Origin of the sequence: Amycolatopsis azurea DSM 43854 (assembly GCF_001995215.1) — a bacterium.
GTDB classification, from domain to species: Bacteria; Actinomycetota; Actinomycetes; order Mycobacteriales; family Pseudonocardiaceae; genus Amycolatopsis; species Amycolatopsis azurea.
The window spans coordinates 180,035-199,073 of the sequence record NZ_MUXN01000022.1 but is presented as its reverse complement, the minus strand read 5'-3'; the positions used below and the strand labels follow the sequence as shown (position 1 = coordinate 199,073).

Genomic DNA, 19,039 nt, shown 5'->3' with positions numbered 1-19,039 from the left:
CCACCTTGCTGGACGCAGCCGCGCCCTAGCTCTTCACGGCCCTAGCTCTGTACATACCGCACCTGCCCCGATTTCCCCTGCTCGAAGCCCTCCCGGCCGGACAGGTGCTCCGGGACACCGACCTCCCACCAGGCACCGGCTTCGGTCCACGAGGACGGCTGGGTCCGCACCACGACCACCGCCGGTCGTTTCCCGGCCACCGCCGCTTCCCTCGCCTTCGCGTAAGCCGTCCGCACATCGTCCGAAGAGGACGCCGTGAACACCGCGCACCCCAGCGATTCGGCGTGCTTCGCGAAGTCGACCCGGGGCGGCGAGGTGTGCGAGCTCCGGCAGTCGGCGAGGAAGTTGTTGAACGGCTTGCCGCCCTGGCCCTCCTGGAGACGGGCGATGACCGCGTAACCGTCGTTGTCGCAGACCACCGCGACGAAGGGATGCCCGGCGAAGGCGGCGGAGAACAGTTCCGAGTTCAGCATCAGGTACGAGCCGTCGCCGAGCATCGTGGTGACCAGGCCGCCGGTGTGCGCCATCGCCGCGCCCCACGCGCCCGCGAGTTCGTAACCCATGCACGAGAACCCGTACTCGACGTCCATGCCGACCGAACCCGATCCGCGCCAGCCGCCGATCAGTTCCCCCGGCATCCCGCCGGACGCGGTCATCACGTAGTCGTGCGGTTCGGAGAGGTCGTTGACCGCGCCGACGACCTGAGCGTAGGTCGGCACGGTCAACGACCTCTCGGGGCCGGAAACGGCGCGCAAGGTGTCGATGTGCGCGTCCCACCGGCCGCGTTCCGCCGCCGCGCGCTCCGTCCACAGAGGATCGACCCGCCAGCTCTCCAGCTGGGCCGCCAGATCCGCGAGACCCGCCTCGGCGTCGCCGACGACGGCCAGCGCGCCGTGCTTGACCGCGTCGAACCGGGCGGCGTTCAGGGTGACCAGCCGGACATCGGGCGAGAACACCGTCCAGGACGCCGTGGTGAAGTCCTGCAAGCGGGTGCCGACGGCCAGCACGACGTCCGCCTCGGCGGCCAGGACGTTCGCGGACGCCGAACCGGTGACGCCCAGCGGACCGGCGTGCAGCGGATGCCCGTGCGGGACCAGGGTGCGGCCCGCCGTGGTTTCCGTGACCGGGATCCCGTGCCGCTCGGCGAAGGCCAACGCGCGCACGCCCGCGCCGGAATACCGGACACCGCCGCCGAGGACCAGCAACGGTTTCCGCGCCGATCGCAGCGCGCCCGCCGCTTCGGTGAGGGACCGGCGATCGGGCCGCGGGCGCAGCGGGCGATGAGTCACCGGTTCGAAGAGCGAGTCCGGGAAGTCGTAGGTCTCCACCTGGACGTCCTGCGGCAGCGCCAGCGTCACCGGGCCCGCGTCCGCCGGATCGGTCAGCACCCTGGCGACCTGCGGCAGCGTCGAAAGCAGCTGCTCTGGCCGCGTGATCCGGTCGAAGTACCGGCTCACCGCGCGGAAGGCGTCGTTGACCGTGGCCGTCGGATCACCGAAGTGCTCCACCTGCTGCAGCACCGGATCCGGGGCGCGGCTGGTGAAGGTGTCCCCGGGGAGCAGCAGCACCGGCAGCCGGTTGGCGTGCGCGACCCCGGCCGCGGTGACCATGTTCAGCGCGCCGGGCCCGATCGACGACGTCACCACGCCGACCTGCCGCCGGTGCGTCGCTTTCGCGTAGCCGACCGCGGCGAGCGCCATGCCCTGCTCGGTCTGCCCGCGCCACAGGGGGAGCTCCTCGCGTCGCTCCTCCAGCGCGGTTCCGAGCCCGAGGACGTTGCCGTGCCCGAAGATCGCGAACACCCCGGGGAACAACGGGACTTCCCGCCCGTCGAGGGTTTCCGACCGTTGCGCGAGCAGCCAGCGCACCAGGGCCTGCGCCGTGGTCAGCTTCATGACACCCGTCCTTCGTGGCTCGTGACCGGGCAGCGGGGGTCGAGTTCCTGATCGGCCCAGGTCTCGCGGACCCAGCCGTGCGCGGGGTCGTCGCAGAAGGCCATCGACCGCTCGTCGGCGGGCCCCGCCAGGACGTTCAGGTAGTACATCGGGTAGCCCGGCGCGGCGACGCAAGGCCCGTGATAGCCGCGCGGGATCAGGAAGACGTCCCCGTCCCGGACCGCGACGTCCTCGTCCAGTTCGCCGTCCGAGGTGTACGTCCGATGGAGGCCGAATCCTTCGCGTGAAGGTGTCACCCCGTCGCGACCGGCGACGCGGAAGTAGTAGATCTCCTCGTTGACGACCTCGCATCCGGACGCCTCGTCGTGCTTGTGCGGCGGGTACGACGACCAGTTGCCGCCGGGGGTGATCAGCTCGCACGCGTTCAGCTTGTCCGCGTGGTCCCAGACGCCGGGCACGCCGAAGTTGGTGACCTGCCGCGTGGCCTGTCCCGCGCCGCGTACCTCCACCGGCACGTTCTCGGCGGGCCCGTAGCGCGGTTCGAGACGGCGTGCGCAGCGCGCCATCGGCAGCGCGACCTCGATTCCCTCGACTGTCGACAACTCGACTTCGGCGTCGCGCGGGACGTAGGCGAAGTCCGTGACCCGGGTGAACACCGAATCGCGGCCGGCGAGTTCGAAGACCTGGCCGTCGACCCGGACGGTGCACGCTCCCGCCAGCGGCAGTACGAACGCTTCGTACTCGCCGGTGCGCACGATCCGGGACTCGCCCGCGGCCAGCGAGAGCACCCTCAGGCCGCTGTAGGTCCAGCCCGCCGAATCCGGGGTGAGCCGGACCGGGTCCCGCTCGTCCGAAAGCGTCCCGAGTGGACGGTGCAGCTTGCTCACAGCAACTCCTCGATCTCGTCGGCGGTGGGCATGGCGTCGGCGCAGGCGAGCCGGGACGCGACGAGCGCGCCCGCCGCGTTGGCGTAGGTGGCGATGCGCACCGGATCCCAGCCGGAGAGCAGGCCGTGGATCAGCGCGCCGCCGAAACCGTCCCCGGCGCCGAGCCCGCAGACGACCTCGACCCGCTGGGGAGGCACGGTCCAGCGGCCCTCGGCGGTGGCCACCAGCACCCCTTCGGCGCCCTTCTTGATCACCGCCAGTTCGACACCTCTGGCCAGCATCCGGGACGCGGCCTCGTCGGGATCCGCCGTGCCGACGGCGACCTCGGCCTCGGCGCGGTTGCCGACCGCGACCGTGACGTGGTCGAGCATCCAGCCGATCTCTTCGCGCGCGGTCTCGGTGTCGGGCCAGAACATCGGCCGGAAGTCGAGGTCCAGCACGGTGTGCGCGCGGCGTCCGCGACGCCGGAGCATCTCGCGCTGGGTGCCGCGAGACGGCTCGACCGAGACACCGGTCCCGGTGACCCACAGCAGCGGCACCGTTTCCACGACGTCCCAGGGCACGTCGGCCTCACCGAGGGTCAGGTCCGGCGCGATGGGGGACCGGTAGAACAGCAGCGGCGGATCCGCGGGCGGGTCCAGCGCGCAGAACACCACCGGCGTCTGCAACCCGGCCGACGTCCCGACGTGATCGGGAGAGACACCGAACTCGCGTAGGGCTTGGCGCACGTAGTCGCCGAAGCCGTCCGGGCCGACCTTCGTCAGCACCGACGTCGAGCGGCCGAGCCGCGCGGCGGCGACCGCGACGTTGGTCGCGGTGCCGCCGAGCGACTTGGCGAAGGTGCTGACCCCGGCCAGAGGCACGCCGCTCTGTTCGGGGTAGAGGTCCACCCCGACCCGGCCGACGGTCAGTGCTTCGAGAACGGTCATGAAGGGGACTCCGCGGCTCGCAATTCGTGTTCGAGGGCTTCCAGTTCCGCGCCGCCCGCCATCTGCCGGGTCAGTTCGGCCAGGTCGATCCCGGACTTCTCGTAGGCGCCGAGCGGCGCGCCCCGTTTGAGCAGCAGGAAGCGATCGGCCACCGGATACGCGTGATGCGGGTTGTGCGTGATCAGCACGACGCCGAGCCCGCGGTCACGGGCCTGCGCGACGTACTTGAGCACGACACCGGCCTGCTTCACGCCCAGCGCGGCCGTCGGCTCGTCGAGGATCAGCACCTTCGCCCCGAAGTGCACCGCCCGCGCGATGGCGACGCACTGCCGCTCGCCACCGGACAGCGTGCCGACCGGCTGCTCGACGTCCCGCAGGTCGATGCCCATGTCGGACAACGCCTTCTTGGTCGTCTCGCGGCCCTTCTTCCGGTCCAGCGCGCGGAACGGGCCGAAGCCGACCGTCGGTTCGGAGCCGAGGAAGAAGTTCCGCCACACGCTCATCAGCGGCACGACCGCCAGGTCCTGGTACACCGTCGCGATGCCGCGATCGAGCGCCTCGCGGGGCGAGGCGAACTTGACGGGTTCGCCTTCGACGAGGAACTCGCCCTGGTCGTGCTGGTGGACCCCGGCCAGGATCTTGATCAGCGTGGACTTGCCTGCCCCGTTGTCGCCGAGCACGCAGGTCACCTCGCCCGCGTTGACCACCGTGGAGACGTCGCGCAGCGCGATCACGCTGCCGTAGGTCTTGCCGACGTCCTTGACCTCCAGGAGATGACTCATCGCCGGACCCTTTCCGCGCGCCGCCGGAAGGCGTTGTTGACCAGGACCGCGGACAGCAGCATCACGCCGAGGAACAGCATGAACCAGTCGCTGTCCCAGCGGGCGAACACGATGCCTTGGCGCGCCATGCCGAAGATCAGCGCGCCGATCGCGGCGCCGATCGCCGAACCGAACCCGCCGGTCAGCAGGCAACCGCCGATCACGGCCGCGATGATGTACTGGAACTCGAGCCCGATGCCCTGGTTCGCCTGGACGCTCGCGAACCGCAGGATGTTGATCGAGCCGACCAGCCACGCGGCGAGCGCGGTGGTCATGAACAGCATGATCTTGGTGCGCACCACCGGGACCCCGACCGCGCGCGAGCTCTGCGCGGAGCCGCCGACGGCGAAGATCCAGTTGCCGAGCCGGGTCCGGACCAGCAGCCAGGCCGCCAGCGCGGCGAACCCGATCCACCAGACGATGGAGATCTGGAACGCCGTCCCGCCGATGTCCACTGTGGACGCGAAGACGAAACCGGCGGACTCGTAACCGTCGGTCGAGCGCATCCCGGAGACCTGGACGGTGCCGGTGACCAGGCGGGTGACGCCGAGATTGAGTCCTTGCAGCGCCAGGAACGTGCCCAGGGTGACGATGAAGCTGGGCAGCCCGGTGCGCAGCACCAGCCAGCCGTTGAACGCGCCGACCGCGAGGGCGAAGACCAGGGACGCGAACAGCGCGAGCCAGACGTTCCAGCCCGCCTGCGTCGCCAGGGTCGCGGTGACGAGCGCGGTGGACGCGGTCATCACGCCCGCCGACAGGTCGAACTCGCCGCCGATCATCAGCAGGGACACGGCGACCGCCATGATGCCCAGCGTCGAGGCGTCGTCCAGCCAGGTCGCCACGCCGCTGCCGCTGAAGAACTGGTCGGTGACGACGGTGAAGAACAGGAAGACGACGACGGCGCCGAGCAGCGCGCCGATCTCGGGCCGGACGACCAGCCTGTCCAGCAGCCGCGGTTTCGCGACGCGTTCGTCGAGGGTGGTGGTTGTCATCGCGTGCCCCTTTGCACGTACTGGCCGACGGTGTCCACAGTGGATTTGTCGACCAGGTCGGGTCCGGTGAGCACCGGTTTCCCGCCGCCGACGACGTTCGCGTTGTCCCGGTAGAGCTTGAGGAACTGCACCGGGAGATAGCCCTGCTCGTACTGCTGCTGGTCGACCGCGAAGACCACGTCGCCCGCCTTGATCGCGCCGACCACGTCGGTGTTGAGGTCGAACGTGCCGACCTGCGCCCGCGAGCCGACCGCCTTGATCGCGCTCACCGCCCGTGCGGCGACCTGCGAGTTCAGTGTCAGGACGGCGTCGAGGGAGGAGTCGGTCTGCACCGCGCCCCTGATCCGGGATTCGGCGTCGGTGGGGTTGCTGATGTCGACCTGGAGGGTCTGCACGTCGCCCGCGAAGCCGGTCTTGGCGCCGTCACAGCGCTGGGCCTGTCCGACGTTGCCCGCTTCGTGGACCACGCAGAGCAGCTTCTTCTTGCCCAGTTCCCGGAACTTCTTCCCGGCCTCTTCGCCGGCGATGGTCTCGTTCTGCCCGACGTGGGTGAGCGCGCCGTAGCCCGCGCTCTTGTCCTCACCGGAGTTGATGGTGATGACCGGGATCCCCGCGCGGACCGCGTTCTCGATCGAGGTCTTGAGCGCCTCCGGGTTCGCCATCGACACCACCAGCCCGCCGACCTGCTGCGCGACCGCGTTGTCGATCAGCTTGGCCTGGTTGCCGGGGTCTCCGTCGGAGTTGTACTCGACCTGGACGCCGAGCTGCCTGCCCGCCTCCTCCGCGCCGTTCTTGACCACGTTCCAGAACGCGTCACCCGCCGTGCCGTGCGAGATGACCGCGACCCGCAGCGGCCCGCTGGGCTGGGTCGTCGCCGGGCCCGCGCCCGCGGCGGGTTTCTCCTCGGCCTTCGGCCCGGTGCACGCGGACAGGAGCAGGAACCCTGCCGCGACGACCAGAACCTTCCTCAAGCGATGGGACATCGTCGTCTCTCCTCGCTTCTTCCGTTACCTGGCAGCCGGGAGCCGGCTGATGATTCCGTCGAGATGCGCCAGGCTCCTGGCCACGTCCCGCTTGGGCAGATCCTCCGGACTCCCCTCGCTCAGCGCGGTGTCCTGTTCCAGGACGTACCACCCGTCATAGCCCGCCTCGTCGACGGACCTGACCATCGCTTCGATGTCGACGTCTCCGTCGCCGAGCGGGACATACAGACCTTTGCCCACTGCTTCGGCGTAGGGAAGCCTTCCGGCGCGGACGTCTTCGGCGATTTCGCCGCGCACGTCCTTGAGGTGCAGGTGACCGATCCGTCCGGGATGCCGCTCGGCCAGCGCGACCGGGTCGGTCCCGCCGATCAGGAGATGCCCGGTGTCCAGGCACAGCGGGAGATCGGAATCGGTGAGGAAGCGCTCGACCTCCTCCTCAGTCTCCGCGTGCGTCCCGACGTGCGGGTGCAGCACCGTGCGAAGTCCGTGGCGCGCGGCGATTTCCCTGATCTCCCTTGAGGTTTCGATCAGGGTGGACCATTCGGCGTCGGTCAGCGTTGGGCGGTCGTCGTAACCGTCGAGGCCGGTCGCGGCGGCGAGCACGAGCATGTCGCCACCACAGGCGGCGAACAAGGCGGCGGACTCTTCGGCCGCCGCCAGCGCGGCACCGGGGCTTTCGTGCAGGACGACGGCGAGGAAGCCGCCGACCAGGTCGAGTTCGTAGCCGCTCAGCAGTTCACGCAGCTCCGCCGGGTCTCGCGGCAGGTATCCGGGTGGGCCGAGTTCGGTCGCGCGGACCCCCAGCTCCGCCATCTCGCCCAGCACGGTCCCCGCGTCGAGTACACGGCCCCAGCCGGGGACTTCGCACACGCCCCAGGAGATCGGGGCGGCGGCGATTCGGATCCGGGACGTCGGCGCTGTCATCGGCGGCCTCCAGGGCGGGATGGGGAGTGGGCAGGGCGGGCTGCGGGATCGGGGTTAGAGCGCTCTATTGATTAGAGCGCTCTAATCATGTAACGTCCGTCACAGCAAAGTCAAGGGCAGGGGGAGGATGGAAATGGCACGACCGACCATGGAGGACGTCGCCGCGAAAGCGGGGGTGTCCCGGGCGCTCGTGTCCCTGGTGATGCGGAACGCGCCGAACGTCTCCGACGAACGGCGGACCCGGGTGCTGTGCGCGGCGCACGAACTGGGCTACGAGCCGCACGCGATGGCCAGGTCGCTGGCCAGTCGGACGTCTACCGTCCTCGGCGTGATGGTCTCCGATCTCCGCAACGCGTTCTTCGCCGACGTCGTCGAAGGGCTCGACGCGGCGGCCGAAGCGGCAGGATTCCACCTGATCCTCAACACCGGCGGCCGCAGTCCCGCGCGCGAGCGCGCCGCGCTCAAGAGCCTGCTGTCCTTCCGGCCCGCCGGAGTGATCCTGCTGTCGCCGGTGGTTCCGGCGTCGGCGATCGAGGAGGCGGCCGCGCAAGGCCCGGTCGTCCTGGTGTCGCGCACTTCGCGGGTGCCGGGGGTGGACACGGTGAACGACGACGGCGAGGCGGGGGCCGCGCTCGCCGTCGAGCACCTGGTCTCCTTGGGACACCGAAGGATCGCCCATCTGGACGGCGGGGTCGCCGCCGGTGCGGCGGCCCGGCGCCGGGGGTATCTGCAGGCCATGCGACGGCATCTGCTGCACCCGCACATCGTGCGCAGCGAGCACACCGACACCGCGGGGGAGAAGGCCGTGCACGAGCTGCTCGGCGACCCGCCGCTCGGGGGAATGCCGACAGCGTTGCTGGCGGGTAACGACTTCAACGCCGTCGGCGCGATCTCCGCGTTGGAGGAGGCGGGCCTGCGGGTCCCCGAAGACGTCTCCGTCGTCGGCTACGACAACACCTCGCTTGCCGCGCTGAAGCACATCTCACTGACCACTGTGGACCAGCCGCGTACCGAAATGGGCAGGCTGGCCGTCGAAGCGCTGCTCGAACGGGTCCGGGGGGAACGCGCCGAACCGGTCCGGCATCTGCTGCACCCGTCGCTGGTGGTCCGTTCGACCACCGCCGCTCTGGAAAGGTAACGACATGAGGTTGGGACTCGCCGGCACCGGCCGGATCGGCACTTCGCACGCCGAAACCTTGAAGAGCTTCGACGAGGTTTCGTCCGTGGTCGTCGCCGACGTCGACGCCGGGCGCGCGGAGGCGGCCGCGGCCAAGATCGGCGTCGAAGCGGCCGTGGACCTCCCCGCGCTGTTCGCGTCCTCTTTGGACGGACTGGTGATCACGGCGGCGACGGACGCGCATCCGGAGCTGATCCTCAAGGCCGTCGACGCGGGGATCCCGGTGTTCTGCGAGAAGCCGGTCGCCGCCGACATCCCGGGTACCCTCGCGGTGATCGACAAGATCTCCGGTTCGGACGTACCGGTGCAGATCGGTTTCCAGCGCAGGTTCGACGCGGGGTACGCGGCCGCGCGGGCCGCGGTGGCCTCGGGCGAGCTCGGCTGGCTGCACACCCTGCGCGCGACCACGCTCGACCCGGCGCCGCCGCCCGCGGAGTACGTCGCGCATTCCGGCGGCCTGTTCCGCGACTGCGGGGTGCACGACTTCGACGTCGTCCGGTTCGTCAGCGGCCGCGAGGTCGTCGAGGTCTACGCCGTCGGGGCGAACAAGGGCGAGCGGTTCTTCGTCGACGCCGGTGACGTCGACACTGCGGCCGCGACCCTGACCCTCGACGACGGAACGCTCGCGGTGGTCTCGTTGACGCGCTACAACGGCGCGGGCTACGACGTCCGCCTGGAAGTCCTCGGCTCGTCGGGGAACGCCGTGGTGGGCTTGGACGATCGGGCGCCGCTGACTTCGGTGGAACCCGGCGTCCAGCCGCTGCCCGGCCCGGCCTATCCCGGGTTCATGGAGCGCTTCCGTCCCGCGTACATCAGTGAGTTGCAGGCGTTCCTCGACGTCGCCGCCGGTCGCGCGCCGAGCCCGTGCGGTGCGGCGGACGCACTCGAGGCGTTCTACATCGCCGAAGCCTGCGAGGTCTCCCGGCGCGAACGCCGCCCGGTCCGCGTGGACGAGGTCCGCGCCTGACGCCGCCCCCGCCGTGAGTCGTCCGCCGGATCACGCGTGTCGTCCATCCCGTCACAGGCGTCGTCCCTCCAATCACGTGAGTTCGCCGTCTGATCACGCGAGTTCCGGTTCTATTGAGGGGTAAGGCAAGTGTGGCGTGTTCAGTCGCCCGCCCGGACGCTGGCCTCGGGTGTCGCGAAAGCCACTTCCGCAACGTTGAAGGTTGTGAAAGTGGCTTTCGCAACGCTGATCGCCACCGAACACCGGTCCGTGAAGGCCTCCTTGAGAGACCCAGAGTCCCTCAAGGAGGCCTTCACGGACTTGGCACCTGACAGGACACCTTTTGCCGCGACGGCAGGTTCCTGCCAACGCCCGGCCACTCTTCGCGAACTGTCGCTACAGTGATCGCCGACCATGACAGGTGGCCGCCGCGTGCCGCCGGAACGCGCGAGGAGCCCGGATGTACCCGAATCCACCGCAGCCCGGGTTTCCCCAGTACGGACTGCCGCCCAAGCCGAGGGCGAACACCGGGGCGGCGATGACCGCCGGGTTCCTGGGGCTGCTCACCGCCGCCATGATCGTCTGGTTCGCGCTGTATAACGTCGTTTACGCCCTCGATCCGGACGGTGGCTGGTCCGGCCCGGTGGCGCAGAACGTGGTCGGCGGCATCGTCACGGCTGGGTTGCTGGCGATCGCGGCGGGATTCACCTTCGCCCGCAGGATTCCCGGCGCGTGGACGCTGTTCGGGCTCTGCCTGTTCTACGTGATGGCGGTCTTCGTGGCCACGCCGCTGGTATGGGGCACACCCCTCAGCATTCATCTCAAGTGGATCTTCGGCTTCGAAAAGAGCAACGGCGTCGCGACGGCGCTGGCGAGCATCTTCGGCATACTTACAGCGATCATGGCGGCGATCGCCGGCAGTGTGAAGGCGCGCGGCTAAAGCTCGTCCAAGATCAGCTTCGCGCGTTCCTCGACGAGCCGGTAGCCGGAGCGCGCGGCGAGTTCCAGCGCCAGTTCCCCGTGCGTCCGGGCTTCCGCGCGCTTTCCCAGCGTCAGCAGGGTTTCCGCGAGTCCGGTCCGCGCGGCGGCCTCACACCAGAAGAAGCTGGTCGTCCGCGCGATCGACAGCGCGAGCCGGTGATGTTCGGCGGCCTCCTCGGGCAGGCCGAGCCGCAGGCAGACCTCGCCGAGCCCGACGAGTGTCCAGGCTTCGGTGCCCCGGTCGCCGATCTTGCGGGTGAGTTCGACGGCTTCCAGCGCGTCCGCACGGTTCTGCTCGCTCGGATCGCGCTTGCTCTCGAGCACGGCCCGGCCGGAAAGTGCCGTCGCTTCGCCGTAGGTGTAGCCCAGTTCGCGGTTGGCCGCGAGCGCCCGGGTGTAGAAGTCGTAGGCGCCGTCGGGAAGACCGAGATCGCGGTGCACGTTGCCGAGGTCGACCAGCAGCACCGCGACGCTGAACCGCGCGCCGTCCCGTTCGGCGACCGTCAGGGCGCGGGTGAAGTTCGCGAGCGCCTCGTCGAGCTGACCTGTCTGCCAGTACGGGAAACCGAGGTTCGCCAACGCCATCGAGATCCCCGGCAGGTTCAGTTCTTCGCACAGCCGCAGGGATTCCAGCCCGCAGCGGATCGCTTCCTGCGGGGCGCCGAGACGTTGGTGCACCGCGCTCAGATTGTTGAGCACGGCCGCGCGACCGGCGTCCCAGCCGTCGAGCAGGTCTCCGCGCAGGGCGCTCGTCAGGTGTTCACGGGCCTCGTCGTAGCGGCCGCTGTTCACGCAGGCGAGCGCGATGCTCAAGTGCATCGCGGCCTGTGCCTGCCCGGCGCCGCTGCGCCGGGCGGCCTTGAGCGCCGTCGACGCGGTGTCGATCCATTCCGCGTGATGTCCGCGCTGGTGGAAGAAGGCACGGAGCGCGTCGGCGAGGTGCCAGGAGAACTCCGGCGGACCGTGTTCGGCGCTGTGCTCGACCGCGGCGGCGAGGTTCGGCCACTCGGCGTCCAGCCAGGCCAGCGCCTCTTCGGTGTCGCCGAAGGGCTTGTCTTCCGGTTCTTCGCGCGGCAGGCGCAGGAAGTGCGGGATGAGGACGCGGCCCGCGGCGTCGGCGGTGGTCAGGTAGCTCTCGAAGAGCCGCCTCTCCGCGGTGTCGCGTTCGGACTTCGCGTCCTCCGACAACGTGCGTCCCGCCGCGAAGCTGCGGAGAAGGTCGTGGAACCGGTAGCGGCCCGGCGTGTAGCGCTCGACCAGGTGTGCCGCCGCGAGCGCTTTGAGCTGCTGGTTCGCCTTCGAATGCGGGGCGCCGGTCAGCGCTTGCGCGGCGGGGGCGGTGAACGTCTGGCCGGGGACGAGCGCGAGCCGCCGGAACAGCAGCCGGTGCTCCTCGGGAAGTGCGCGGTAGGAGACGCCGAACGCCGTGGTCACGGCACTTTCCTCGGCGCCGTCGACGGTCAGTTCCGCAAGTGGGTCGCCACCGGCGAGCTCGCGGGCGAGTTCGGCGATCTCGGGTTCGCCGCTCGCGCCGAGGTTGGCCGCCGCGATCCGGAGGGCGAGCGGGAGGTGACCGCAGAGCCGGGCCAGTTCCGCGGCCGCGACGGCCTCGGCGGCGACGGTCTCGCTGCCGAGCACGGCTTCCAGCAGATGCCGCGCGTCTTCGGCGGGCAGCACGGACAGCGGGAGCGCGCGGGCGCCGGTGCGGGCGATGAGGTCGCCGAGCCGCTGGCGGCTGGTGACCAGGACCGTGCCCGATGGCGGCAGCAGCGGCAGCACCTGGCCGGTGTCGCGCACGTTGTCGAGGACCAGGAGGACCCGGCGGTCGGCGAGGAGGGACCGCAGCAGCGCGGCCCGCGTGTCGGTGTCCGGCGGGATCGCCTTGGGCGCGGTGCCGAGCGCCTGCAGAAGCTGCGTGAGCGCGACGGCCGGGGTGAGCGGTTCGTGGTCGGGATCGAAACCCCGCAGGTCCAGATAGAGCTGGCCGTCGGGGAACGCGTCGCGGACCCGGTGGGCCCACCGGACGGCGAGCGCGGTCTTGCCGACGCCCGCGGTCCCGCTGATGACCCAGATGTCGGTGCCCTCGCCCGCGTGCCGGGTCGCCTCGTCGAGCCGCTCCAGCTCGGAAGCCCGTCCGGCGAACCCGCGGACGTCGTGCGGCAGCTGCGCCGGGCGGATCGGTTCGGGTTTGGTCACCGCCGCCAGGGGTTCCAGGGCGGGGTCGGCGGCGAGGATGGCGGCTTCCAGCCGTCGCAGCTCGGGCGAGGGATCGAGACCCAGTTCGGTGCCGAGCCGGTCCCGCAACGCGCGGAAGGCCTCCAGAGCGTCGTCGGTGCGGCCTTCGCGATGCAGCGCGAGCATGAGCTGGCCGACGAACCGCTGCCGCAGGGGATGTGCGGCGACCAGTTCGGTCAGTTCCGCGAGGACCTGCCTCCCGCGGCCGAGCCGCAGCTGCGCGTCGGCGCGATCCTCCAGCGCCGTCCAGCGTTCCTCGTTCATCCCACCGCGGAGCCGCTGGGCGACCTCGCCGCTCACGACGTCGGACAACGCCTCGCCCCGCCACAGGCCGAGCGCCTCGTCGAGGAGTTCCACGGCGGTTTCGTCGTCGGCTTCGCGCGCTTGCGAGGTCAGTTCGGTGAAGCGGTGCACGTCGACCCGGCGCGGGTCGACCCTGAGCAGGTACCGGGTCCCCTCGGAGACGATCTCCGGCCCGCCCGCGCCGCGGAACACCGCGCGTAGCCTGGACACGAGCGCTTGAACGGTGTTCCGGGCGCTCGCCGGCGGTTCTTCGGGCCAGAGCAGGTCGATGATCCGGTCGCGGGGGACCGGCTTGCCCGCCTCCAGCAGCAGAACCGCCAGCACGAGCCGTTGTTTGGGCGAGCCGAGATCGACCGGATCGCCACCGGCCCACGCCTCGACGGCGCCGAGGACGCGGAACTCCACCCGGCCACCTCCGCTCACCCTCGTCAGAGCCTGCAAGCGTAGTGCAAGCGCCCTGCATCCGGACGCCGTGATCCTCAAGGGGTGTCCACCGAGGACCCGTCGCCGGAACCGTGCCCAACCAACAAGACGGGCAGGACCCCCCATTCGGTTCCGGTACGACGGTGGGCACCTTCACCTTGCACAGGCACCGCCTTCTGACGGCGGTGGGGGTTGGGGGTAGTGCCAGCTCGACGTCTTCCCCCAGTGTCGTCGAACTGGCGCTTCTTCTTTGCTGGGGCTGGGGTTTTCCGTGAAGGCCTCCTCGATGGACTCCATCGGGGAGGCCTTCACTGTTCTCGGCGCTCCTTGATCACTTGACAAGCGCACCCGCCTGCCTGCACCCTTTCACTACTTAAATAGTGAAAGGGTGTTGCCAGTGGTCACCTTCCATCTGGACAAGGGCTCGGGCGTAGCGACGTACGTCCAGCTCGTCCAGCAGGTCAAGAACGCCCTCCGCCTGGGGTTGCTGGAGCCGGGGGATCGGCTGCCGACGGCGAAGGAAGTGGTCGCCGAGCTGGCGATCAACCCCAACACCGTCCTCAAGGCCTATCGCGAGCTGGAACGCGAAGGGCTCGTCGAAGGAAGGCCGGGCCTCGGCACCTTCGTCCAGAAGACGCTCGGAGGGGCTTCCTTCGCCGAGCGCACGCGGTTGCGGAAGAGCCTGGGGGTCTGGGTCCGCGACGCGCGGGAATCGGGACTGGACCAGGAAGACGTCGAGGCGCTGTTCACCTCGGTGGTGGTCGATGGCTTTCGAGGGGAGCGAACGGCATGACCGATGAAACCATCATCGAAGCGACCGGACTCGGCAAGCGCTACCACCGCAAATGGGCGCTGCGCGACTGCTCACTGTCCGTCCCGAAAGGACGCGTCGTCGCCCTTGTCGGACCCAACGGCGCGGGCAAGACGACCTTCCTGCACCTGGCCGTCGGGCTGCTCGAAGCGACCCTCGGCTCGGTCTCGATCCGGGGGACCGCCGCGTTCCTCGCCCAGGACAAGCCGCTGTACCCCGGCTTCAGCATCGCCGAGATGCTCAAGTTCGGCAGGCGCCTCAACCCCGGCTGGGACGACGAGTTCGCGCTCAAGCGCATCGATTCGCTCGGGCTTCCCTTGAAACACAAGGTCGGCAAGCTGTCCGGCGGGCAGCGCGCGCAGGTCGCGCTCACCCTCGCGCTCGCCAAACGCCCGGATCTCCTGGTGCTGGACGAGCCGCTCGCGAACCTCGACCCGCTGGCCCGGCACGAGGTCATGCGCGGGCTGATGGAGGCGGTCGCGGAAACCGGCATGACCGTCCTGCTCTCTTCGCACGTCGTCTCCGATCTGGAGAACACCTGTGACTGGCTGATCGTCCTCAACGGCGGCCGCGTCCAGGTCAGCGGCGACATCGACGACCTCGTCGCCGGGCACCGGATCCTTTCCGGACCCGTCGAGGAAGCCGACGCGCTGGCCAAGCGGGTCGCGGTCGTCGACGAGGCCAGGGCGGGCAGGCAGGCGACCGTCTTCGCCCGCACCGAACCGGTTCCCCTGGGTCCACAGTGGACCGAGCGGCCGGTGAACCTGGAAGAGCTCATGCTCGCCTACCTGCGGCGACCCGAATCCGCGAGCCTGCCTCGCCCGACACTGGCTTCGGCGTAAGGGGGAACGATGTTCTGGCTCACCTACCGCCAGCACCGGATGCAGCTGCTGATCACCGCGGGCCTGCTCGTCGCCGTCGGGATCCTGTTGCTGATCAACGGAAACGCCGCGGCGGACAGTCCGGACCCGGCCAAGCTGTTCTCGGATCTGTACACCTATCTCTCCTGGCTCCAGGTCGTCCCGGTGGCGATCGGCGTCTTCTGGGGCGCGCCGCTGGTCGCGGCCGAATACGAACGCGGCACCACGAAACTCGTCTGGACCCAGTCGATCTCGAGGTTCCGCTGGCTCGGCGTGAAACTGGGGTTCCTCGCCGTCCTCGCCACGCTCGCGGGTCTCGCGTTCGGCACGATGATGCAGCGCTGGGTGGACGTCTTCCCGACCGATCGCGGCGACACCTCGTTCACCAGCCGCTTCGACAATCCGGTCCTGTTCGCGATGACCGGGGTCGCGCCCGGCGCGTGGTGGCTCTTCGGGTTCGTGCTCGGCACCGCCGCGGGCGCGCTCGTCCGCAAGACCCTGCCCGCCATCGCCGTCACCATCGCGGTGACCGTCGGCCTGATGATCGGCGTGACCAACCTCCGTGACCTTTACGCCGAACCGGAACTCGTCACCCTGGGCACCGGCAAGGAGCCCACCGGCCGGGTCCTCGAAATGATCAGGGACGCCGCAGGGGAGATCACCGCGCTCAAGGTCCTGCCCCACGACTGGTACTGGCGCTTCCAATGGACCGAAGCCGCGATCCTGGCGGGCGTCTCGCTCCTGCTCGCCGTCGCCGCGACCTTCGCCATCCGACGCCGCTCCTAGAAAGGCACACGTTCTTGCTCTGGCTCACCTGGCGGCAGCACCGTACCCAGCTGCTCGTCACCCTGGGATTCCTGGTCGCCCTCGGCGTGATCCTGCTCGTGTCCGGGCAGGCCGCGCTCGGCGCCGCGAACGGCGAGATCTCCTCGTACTGCTACGGGGGCGGCGTGCCGTGCCGCGAGTACGACGCGGGGCTGGAGGACCTCTATCAGAAGATCTACCCGCTGATCGTGACGCTGCCGTTCGTCCCGTTGCCGGCGGGTGTCTTCTGGGGCGCGCCGCTGCTCGCCAGGGAATACGAACGCGGCACGAACCAGCTCGTGTGGACGCAGTCGGTGAGCCGCGGACGCTGGCTGGGCGTCAAGTTCGGTGTTCTCGCCGTCGCCGCGGCGCTCGCCGGGCTCGCGTCGGGCCAGATGTTCGGCCGGTGGCTGGAGATCTTCCCCGGAAAGGCCGGGACGCTCAGCGAGACGTCGTACTTCGGCGCCGTCGGCGTCGCGCCGGCCGCGTGGTGGCTGTTCGCCTTCGCGCTCGGCAGCGCGGCGGGGGTGCTGGTGCGCAAGACCCTGCCGGCCATCGCGATCACGGTCGCGGTGTTCGTCGCGGCTTCGATCGCCCTGATGCTCCTGCGGCCGCAGTACGCCGATCCGGTCCGCACTGTCGGCATCGATCCGTCCACAAAGGATGCCCTGATCGTCCGGTCGGGCAGGCTCGCGCCGGACGGACGTGAGCTGCGCTTGCTGGACGAGGTGCCCGAATGCCCTCGTGGCAAGGGGATGAACGCCTGTATCCAGGCGGCGGGCTATCAGGACTTCACCGTCTACCAGCCGTCCAGCCGGTTCTGGCGGTTCCAATGGACGGAGGCGGGAATCCTGCTCGCGGCGACCGCGGTCCTCGGGGGGATCGCGATAGGGGGAACGGTCCGCCGCCGTCGCTGAGACGGCGGCGGACCAGGTGATCAGTCGAGTTGCAGTTCCGGCTGGTACAGGTCGAACCAGTGGTAGAGGTCCAGCGCCCGGTCGATCCCGGTGCGCTGGACCGAGGGCATCGTCGCCGGGTCCACTTCGGACGCCCGGTGCAGCCAGTCCCGGTCGATCAGCGAGAACACCGGGTTGCCCCGTTCGCTCAGGGCCTCCTTGGCCTGCTGCTGCAACGCCGCCGCGTAGCCGGGGTCCTGAGTGGACGGATACGGGCTCTTGACCCGGTCGCGCACCGACGCGGGCAGCACATGCTTCGTGGCGTGCCGCAGCAGGCTCTTTTCCCTGCCGTCGAACGTCTTCAGCGACCAGGGCGTGTTGTAGACGTACTCGACGAGGCGGTGGTCGCAGAACGGCACCCGCACCTCGAGCCCGACCGCCATCGACGCCCGGTCCTTGCGGTCCAGCAGCATCCGCACGAACCGGGTCAGGTGGAGGTTGCAGACCGTCCTCATCTTCCGGTCCTGCTCGCTCTCGCCGTCGAGGTGCTCGACCTGGGCGGCGGCGGTGGCGTACTGGTCGGCGATGTAGCCGGGCAGGTCCAGCTTGTCCCGGACATCGCCGCGCAGCAGCGCGCCGCGCTCGCTGGTGAGCCCCGTCCGGAAGGCGAGCCAGGGGAAGGTCCCCGAGTTCACCGCGGCATCGTCGTGGAACCAGCGGTATCCGCCGAAGACCTCGTCGGCCGACTCGCCGGAGAGCGCCACCGTGGATTCCGCGCGGATCGCCTTGAACAGCAGGTACAGCGACGTGTCCATGTCGCCGAGTCCGGCCGGGATGTCCCGCGCGGTCAGCACCTTGCGGCGGATCTCGGGGTCGCTGAGCTCGGCCGGGTTCAGCACGACGTCCTTGTGGTCGGAGCCGACCAGCTGTGCGACATCGCGGATGAAGGGCGAGTCCGGGGTGTCCCGCATCTCGTCCGGCTGGAAGTTGTCTTCCTGGCCTTGGAAATCGACCGAGAACGTGCGCAGCCGTTCGCCCTGTTCGGCCAGCCGCGCGGCGGCGAGACCGGTGACGGCGCTGGAGTCGAGGCCGCCGGACAGCAGGACGCAGCGGGGCACGTCGGCGACCAGTTGGCGGTGCACGATGTCGGTCATCAGCTCGCGGACCCGCTCGACCGTGGTCTCCTGGTCGTCCGTATGCTGCTTCGCGTCGAGCTTCCAGTACGTCCGCGTGCGGATCCCGGAGCGGTCGACGGTGACGATGGTGCCCGGCCCGACCTCGTGCATGCCCTTCCACAGCGACCAGCCCGGAGTCTTGGTCATCGACATCAGCTCGCGCAGGCCGTCGGTGTCGACCACCTTGCGCGCCAAGGGGTTCGCGAGGATCGCCTTCGGTTCGGAGCCGAAGAGGACGCCGTCCGGAGTCGGGTAGTAGTAGAACGGCTTGATGCCCATGCGGTCGCGGATCATCACGAGCTTCTCGTCGCGCTCGTCCCAGATCGCGAAGGCGTACATCCCGTTGAGGTGGTCGACGACCTCGTCGCCCCACTCCAGGTAGCCGTGGAGCACGACCTCGGTGTCGCTGTCGGTCTCGAATTTGTGGCCCCGCTTGAGAAGTTCCTCGCGAAGCTCGGTGAAGTTGTACGCCTCGCCGCTGTAGACCATCGCGGCCAGCCCGGCCTCGGCCATCGGCTGCCTGCCGCCTGGCAGGTCGATGATCGCGAGCCGGCGGTGACCCAGCGCCACGCTCGGCCGCACCCAGGTGCCCGAGTCGTCCGGTCCGCGGCACGCCATGGTCGCGGTCATCGCGTCGACGACTTCACGGCGTTGGGTGAGATCCGTGTCGAAGGAGACCCACCCTGCGATTCCGCACATCGCTACCTCCTGGTGATTAGTTAGCGCATACAACTATCCGTAACACTGGTGTAACACGCTTCGTGCGGCTTGTCTGCCCGAATTGCACGCTCCGTCCGCAGTGCGTCACCGTCTGTGGGACACGTCACCGGGCATCAAGAAGTCGTAAAGGCACCCGATCGGGGCATCAAGAGGCCGTCAGTCGATCACCGGAAACGGGCTGACCAGGCGCAGTGTTGCGGAGTCCTGGTCACCGATGGGGTGACCTGTCCTGAGAGGTGCCTAGTGGCCGACTTGCTCTACGCCGTGCTCCTGATCG

16 protein-coding genes are annotated in these 19,039 nt (G+C 69.7%); 7 read left to right on the top strand and 9 right to left on the bottom strand.

Going from position 1 to position 19,039, the window contains the following annotated elements:
• Positions 1–41: 41 nt before the first annotated feature.
• Genes iolD through B0293_RS28125 form a run of 7 tightly spaced genes read right to left on the bottom strand, consistent with a single transcriptional unit; the run spans position 42 to position 7,431 of the window.
• Positions 42–1,895 (bottom strand): 3D-(3,5/4)-trihydroxycyclohexane-1,2-dione acylhydrolase (decyclizing), encoded by a 1,854-nt coding sequence (gene iolD, locus B0293_RS28155; RefSeq protein WP_005154917.1) that lies wholly within the window; start codon positions 1,893–1,895, stop codon positions 42–44.
• The gene (gene iolB, locus B0293_RS28150; protein ID WP_005154915.1) at positions 1,892–2,782 is read right to left on the bottom strand and encodes a 5-deoxy-glucuronate isomerase; all 891 of its coding nucleotides are present in this window, start codon (positions 2,780–2,782) and stop codon (positions 1,892–1,894) included. The genes iolD and iolB overlap by 4 nt, the downstream gene beginning before the upstream one ends.
• Positions 2,779–3,711 carry a 5-dehydro-2-deoxygluconokinase gene (gene iolC, locus B0293_RS28145; RefSeq protein WP_005154913.1) on the bottom strand — a complete coding sequence of 311 codons (933 nt, stop codon included), beginning with the start codon at positions 3,709–3,711 and terminating at the stop codon, positions 2,779–2,781. Before iolC ends, iolB begins: the two co-directional genes overlap by 4 nt.
• Positions 3,708–4,493, bottom strand: coding sequence for an ATP-binding cassette domain-containing protein (locus B0293_RS28140; protein ID WP_005154910.1), 786 nt, complete (start codon positions 4,491–4,493; stop codon positions 3,708–3,710). Before B0293_RS28140 ends, iolC begins: the two co-directional genes overlap by 4 nt.
• A complete protein-coding gene (locus B0293_RS28135) occupies positions 4,490–5,524 on the bottom strand; it encodes an ABC transporter permease (protein ID WP_005154901.1) in 1,035 nt (344 codons plus the stop codon). The genes B0293_RS28140 and B0293_RS28135 overlap by 4 nt, the downstream gene beginning before the upstream one ends.
• Entirely contained in the window at positions 5,521–6,507 is a 987-nt protein-coding gene (locus B0293_RS28130) for a sugar ABC transporter substrate-binding protein (RefSeq protein ID WP_005154894.1), read from the bottom strand. The genes B0293_RS28135 and B0293_RS28130 overlap by 4 nt, the downstream gene beginning before the upstream one ends.
• Positions 6,508–6,531: 24 nt before the next feature.
• Entirely contained in the window at positions 6,532–7,431 is a 900-nt protein-coding gene (locus tag B0293_RS28125) for a sugar phosphate isomerase/epimerase family protein (protein ID WP_005154892.1), read from the bottom strand.
• Positions 7,432–7,564: 133 nt separating this feature from the next.
• On the opposite strand from B0293_RS28125, the gene B0293_RS28120 reads away from it, so the two are divergent.
• The 3 genes from B0293_RS28120 to B0293_RS28105 all read left to right on the top strand — a co-directional run bounded on the left by B0293_RS28120 (position 7,565) and on the right by B0293_RS28105 (position 10,494).
• A complete protein-coding gene (locus B0293_RS28120; protein WP_005154890.1) occupies positions 7,565–8,569 on the top strand; it encodes a LacI family DNA-binding transcriptional regulator in 1,005 nt (334 codons plus the stop codon).
• Between the two features lie 4 nt (positions 8,570–8,573).
• Positions 8,574–9,575, top strand: coding sequence for a Gfo/Idh/MocA family protein (locus B0293_RS28115; RefSeq protein ID WP_005154889.1), 1,002 nt, complete (start codon positions 8,574–8,576; stop codon positions 9,573–9,575).
• A gap of 439 nt (positions 9,576–10,014) precedes the next feature.
• Positions 10,015–10,494 (top strand): hypothetical protein, encoded by a 480-nt coding sequence (locus B0293_RS28105; protein WP_005154886.1) that lies wholly within the window; start codon positions 10,015–10,017, stop codon positions 10,492–10,494.
• On the opposite strand, the gene B0293_RS28100 is transcribed toward B0293_RS28105, so the two are convergent.
• On the bottom strand, positions 10,491–13,478 hold the full coding sequence (locus B0293_RS28100; protein WP_005154885.1) for an AfsR/SARP family transcriptional regulator: 2,988 nt from the start codon (positions 13,476–13,478) through the stop codon (positions 10,491–10,493). The genes B0293_RS28105 and B0293_RS28100 overlap by 4 nt on opposite strands.
• 415 nt (positions 13,479–13,893) lie before the next feature.
• On the opposite strand from B0293_RS28100, the gene B0293_RS28095 reads away from it, so the two are divergent.
• Genes B0293_RS28095 through B0293_RS28080 form a run of 4 tightly spaced genes read left to right on the top strand, consistent with a single transcriptional unit; the run spans position 13,894 to position 16,888 of the window.
• Positions 13,894–14,289: a GntR family transcriptional regulator gene (locus B0293_RS28095; protein WP_005154882.1), complete on the top strand. Its 396-nt coding sequence runs from the start codon at positions 13,894–13,896 to the stop codon at positions 14,287–14,289.
• Positions 14,286–15,149, top strand: coding sequence for an ABC transporter ATP-binding protein (locus B0293_RS28090; protein ID WP_005154879.1), 864 nt, complete (start codon positions 14,286–14,288; stop codon positions 15,147–15,149). Before B0293_RS28095 ends, B0293_RS28090 begins: the two co-directional genes overlap by 4 nt.
• A 9-nt stretch (positions 15,150–15,158) precedes the next feature.
• Positions 15,159–15,953, top strand: a complete 795-nt coding sequence (locus B0293_RS28085; protein WP_005154870.1) for a transporter — start codon at positions 15,159–15,161, stop codon at positions 15,951–15,953.
• Positions 15,954–15,967: 14 nt separating this feature from the next.
• Positions 15,968–16,888, top strand: a complete 921-nt coding sequence (locus B0293_RS28080) for a hypothetical protein (protein ID WP_005154868.1) — start codon at positions 15,968–15,970, stop codon at positions 16,886–16,888.
• Positions 16,889–16,908: 20 nt separating this feature from the next.
• Here the strand turns inward: B0293_RS28080 and asnB are convergent, their stop codons facing one another.
• Positions 16,909–18,741 (bottom strand): asparagine synthase (glutamine-hydrolyzing), encoded by a 1,833-nt coding sequence (gene asnB, locus B0293_RS28075; RefSeq protein WP_005154867.1) that lies wholly within the window; start codon positions 18,739–18,741, stop codon positions 16,909–16,911.
• Positions 18,742–19,039 lie beyond the last annotated feature (298 nt).

Bases quoted from the DNA above. Each gene is read 5' to 3' on its own strand.
- iolD (WP_005154917.1), bottom strand. From the start codon at position 1,895: ATGAAGCTGACCACGGCGCAGGCCCTGGTGCGCTGGCTGCTCGCGCAA.
- iolC (WP_005154913.1), bottom strand. From the start codon at position 3,711: ATGACCGTTCTCGAAGCACTGACCGTCGGCCGGGTCGGGGTGGACCTC.
- B0293_RS28140 (WP_005154910.1), bottom strand. From the start codon at position 4,493: ATGAGTCATCTCCTGGAGGTCAAGGACGTCGGCAAGACCTACGGCAGC.
- B0293_RS28135 (WP_005154901.1), bottom strand. From the start codon at position 5,524: ATGACAACCACCACCCTCGACGAACGCGTCGCGAAACCGCGGCTGCTG.
- B0293_RS28130 (WP_005154894.1), bottom strand. From the start codon at position 6,507: ATGTCCCATCGCTTGAGGAAGGTTCTGGTCGTCGCGGCAGGGTTCCTG.
- B0293_RS28125 (WP_005154892.1), bottom strand. From the start codon at position 7,431: ATGACAGCGCCGACGTCCCGGATCCGAATCGCCGCCGCCCCGATCTCC.
- B0293_RS28120 (WP_005154890.1), top strand. From the start codon at position 7,565: ATGGCACGACCGACCATGGAGGACGTCGCCGCGAAAGCGGGGGTGTCC.
- B0293_RS28115 (WP_005154889.1), top strand. From the start codon at position 8,574: ATGAGGTTGGGACTCGCCGGCACCGGCCGGATCGGCACTTCGCACGCC.
- B0293_RS28105 (WP_005154886.1), top strand. From the start codon at position 10,015: ATGTACCCGAATCCACCGCAGCCCGGGTTTCCCCAGTACGGACTGCCG.
- B0293_RS28090 (WP_005154879.1), top strand. From the start codon at position 14,286: ATGACCGATGAAACCATCATCGAAGCGACCGGACTCGGCAAGCGCTAC.
- B0293_RS28085 (WP_005154870.1), top strand. From the start codon at position 15,159: ATGTTCTGGCTCACCTACCGCCAGCACCGGATGCAGCTGCTGATCACC.
- asnB (WP_005154867.1), bottom strand. From the start codon at position 18,741: ATGTGCGGAATCGCAGGGTGGGTCTCCTTCGACACGGATCTCACCCAA.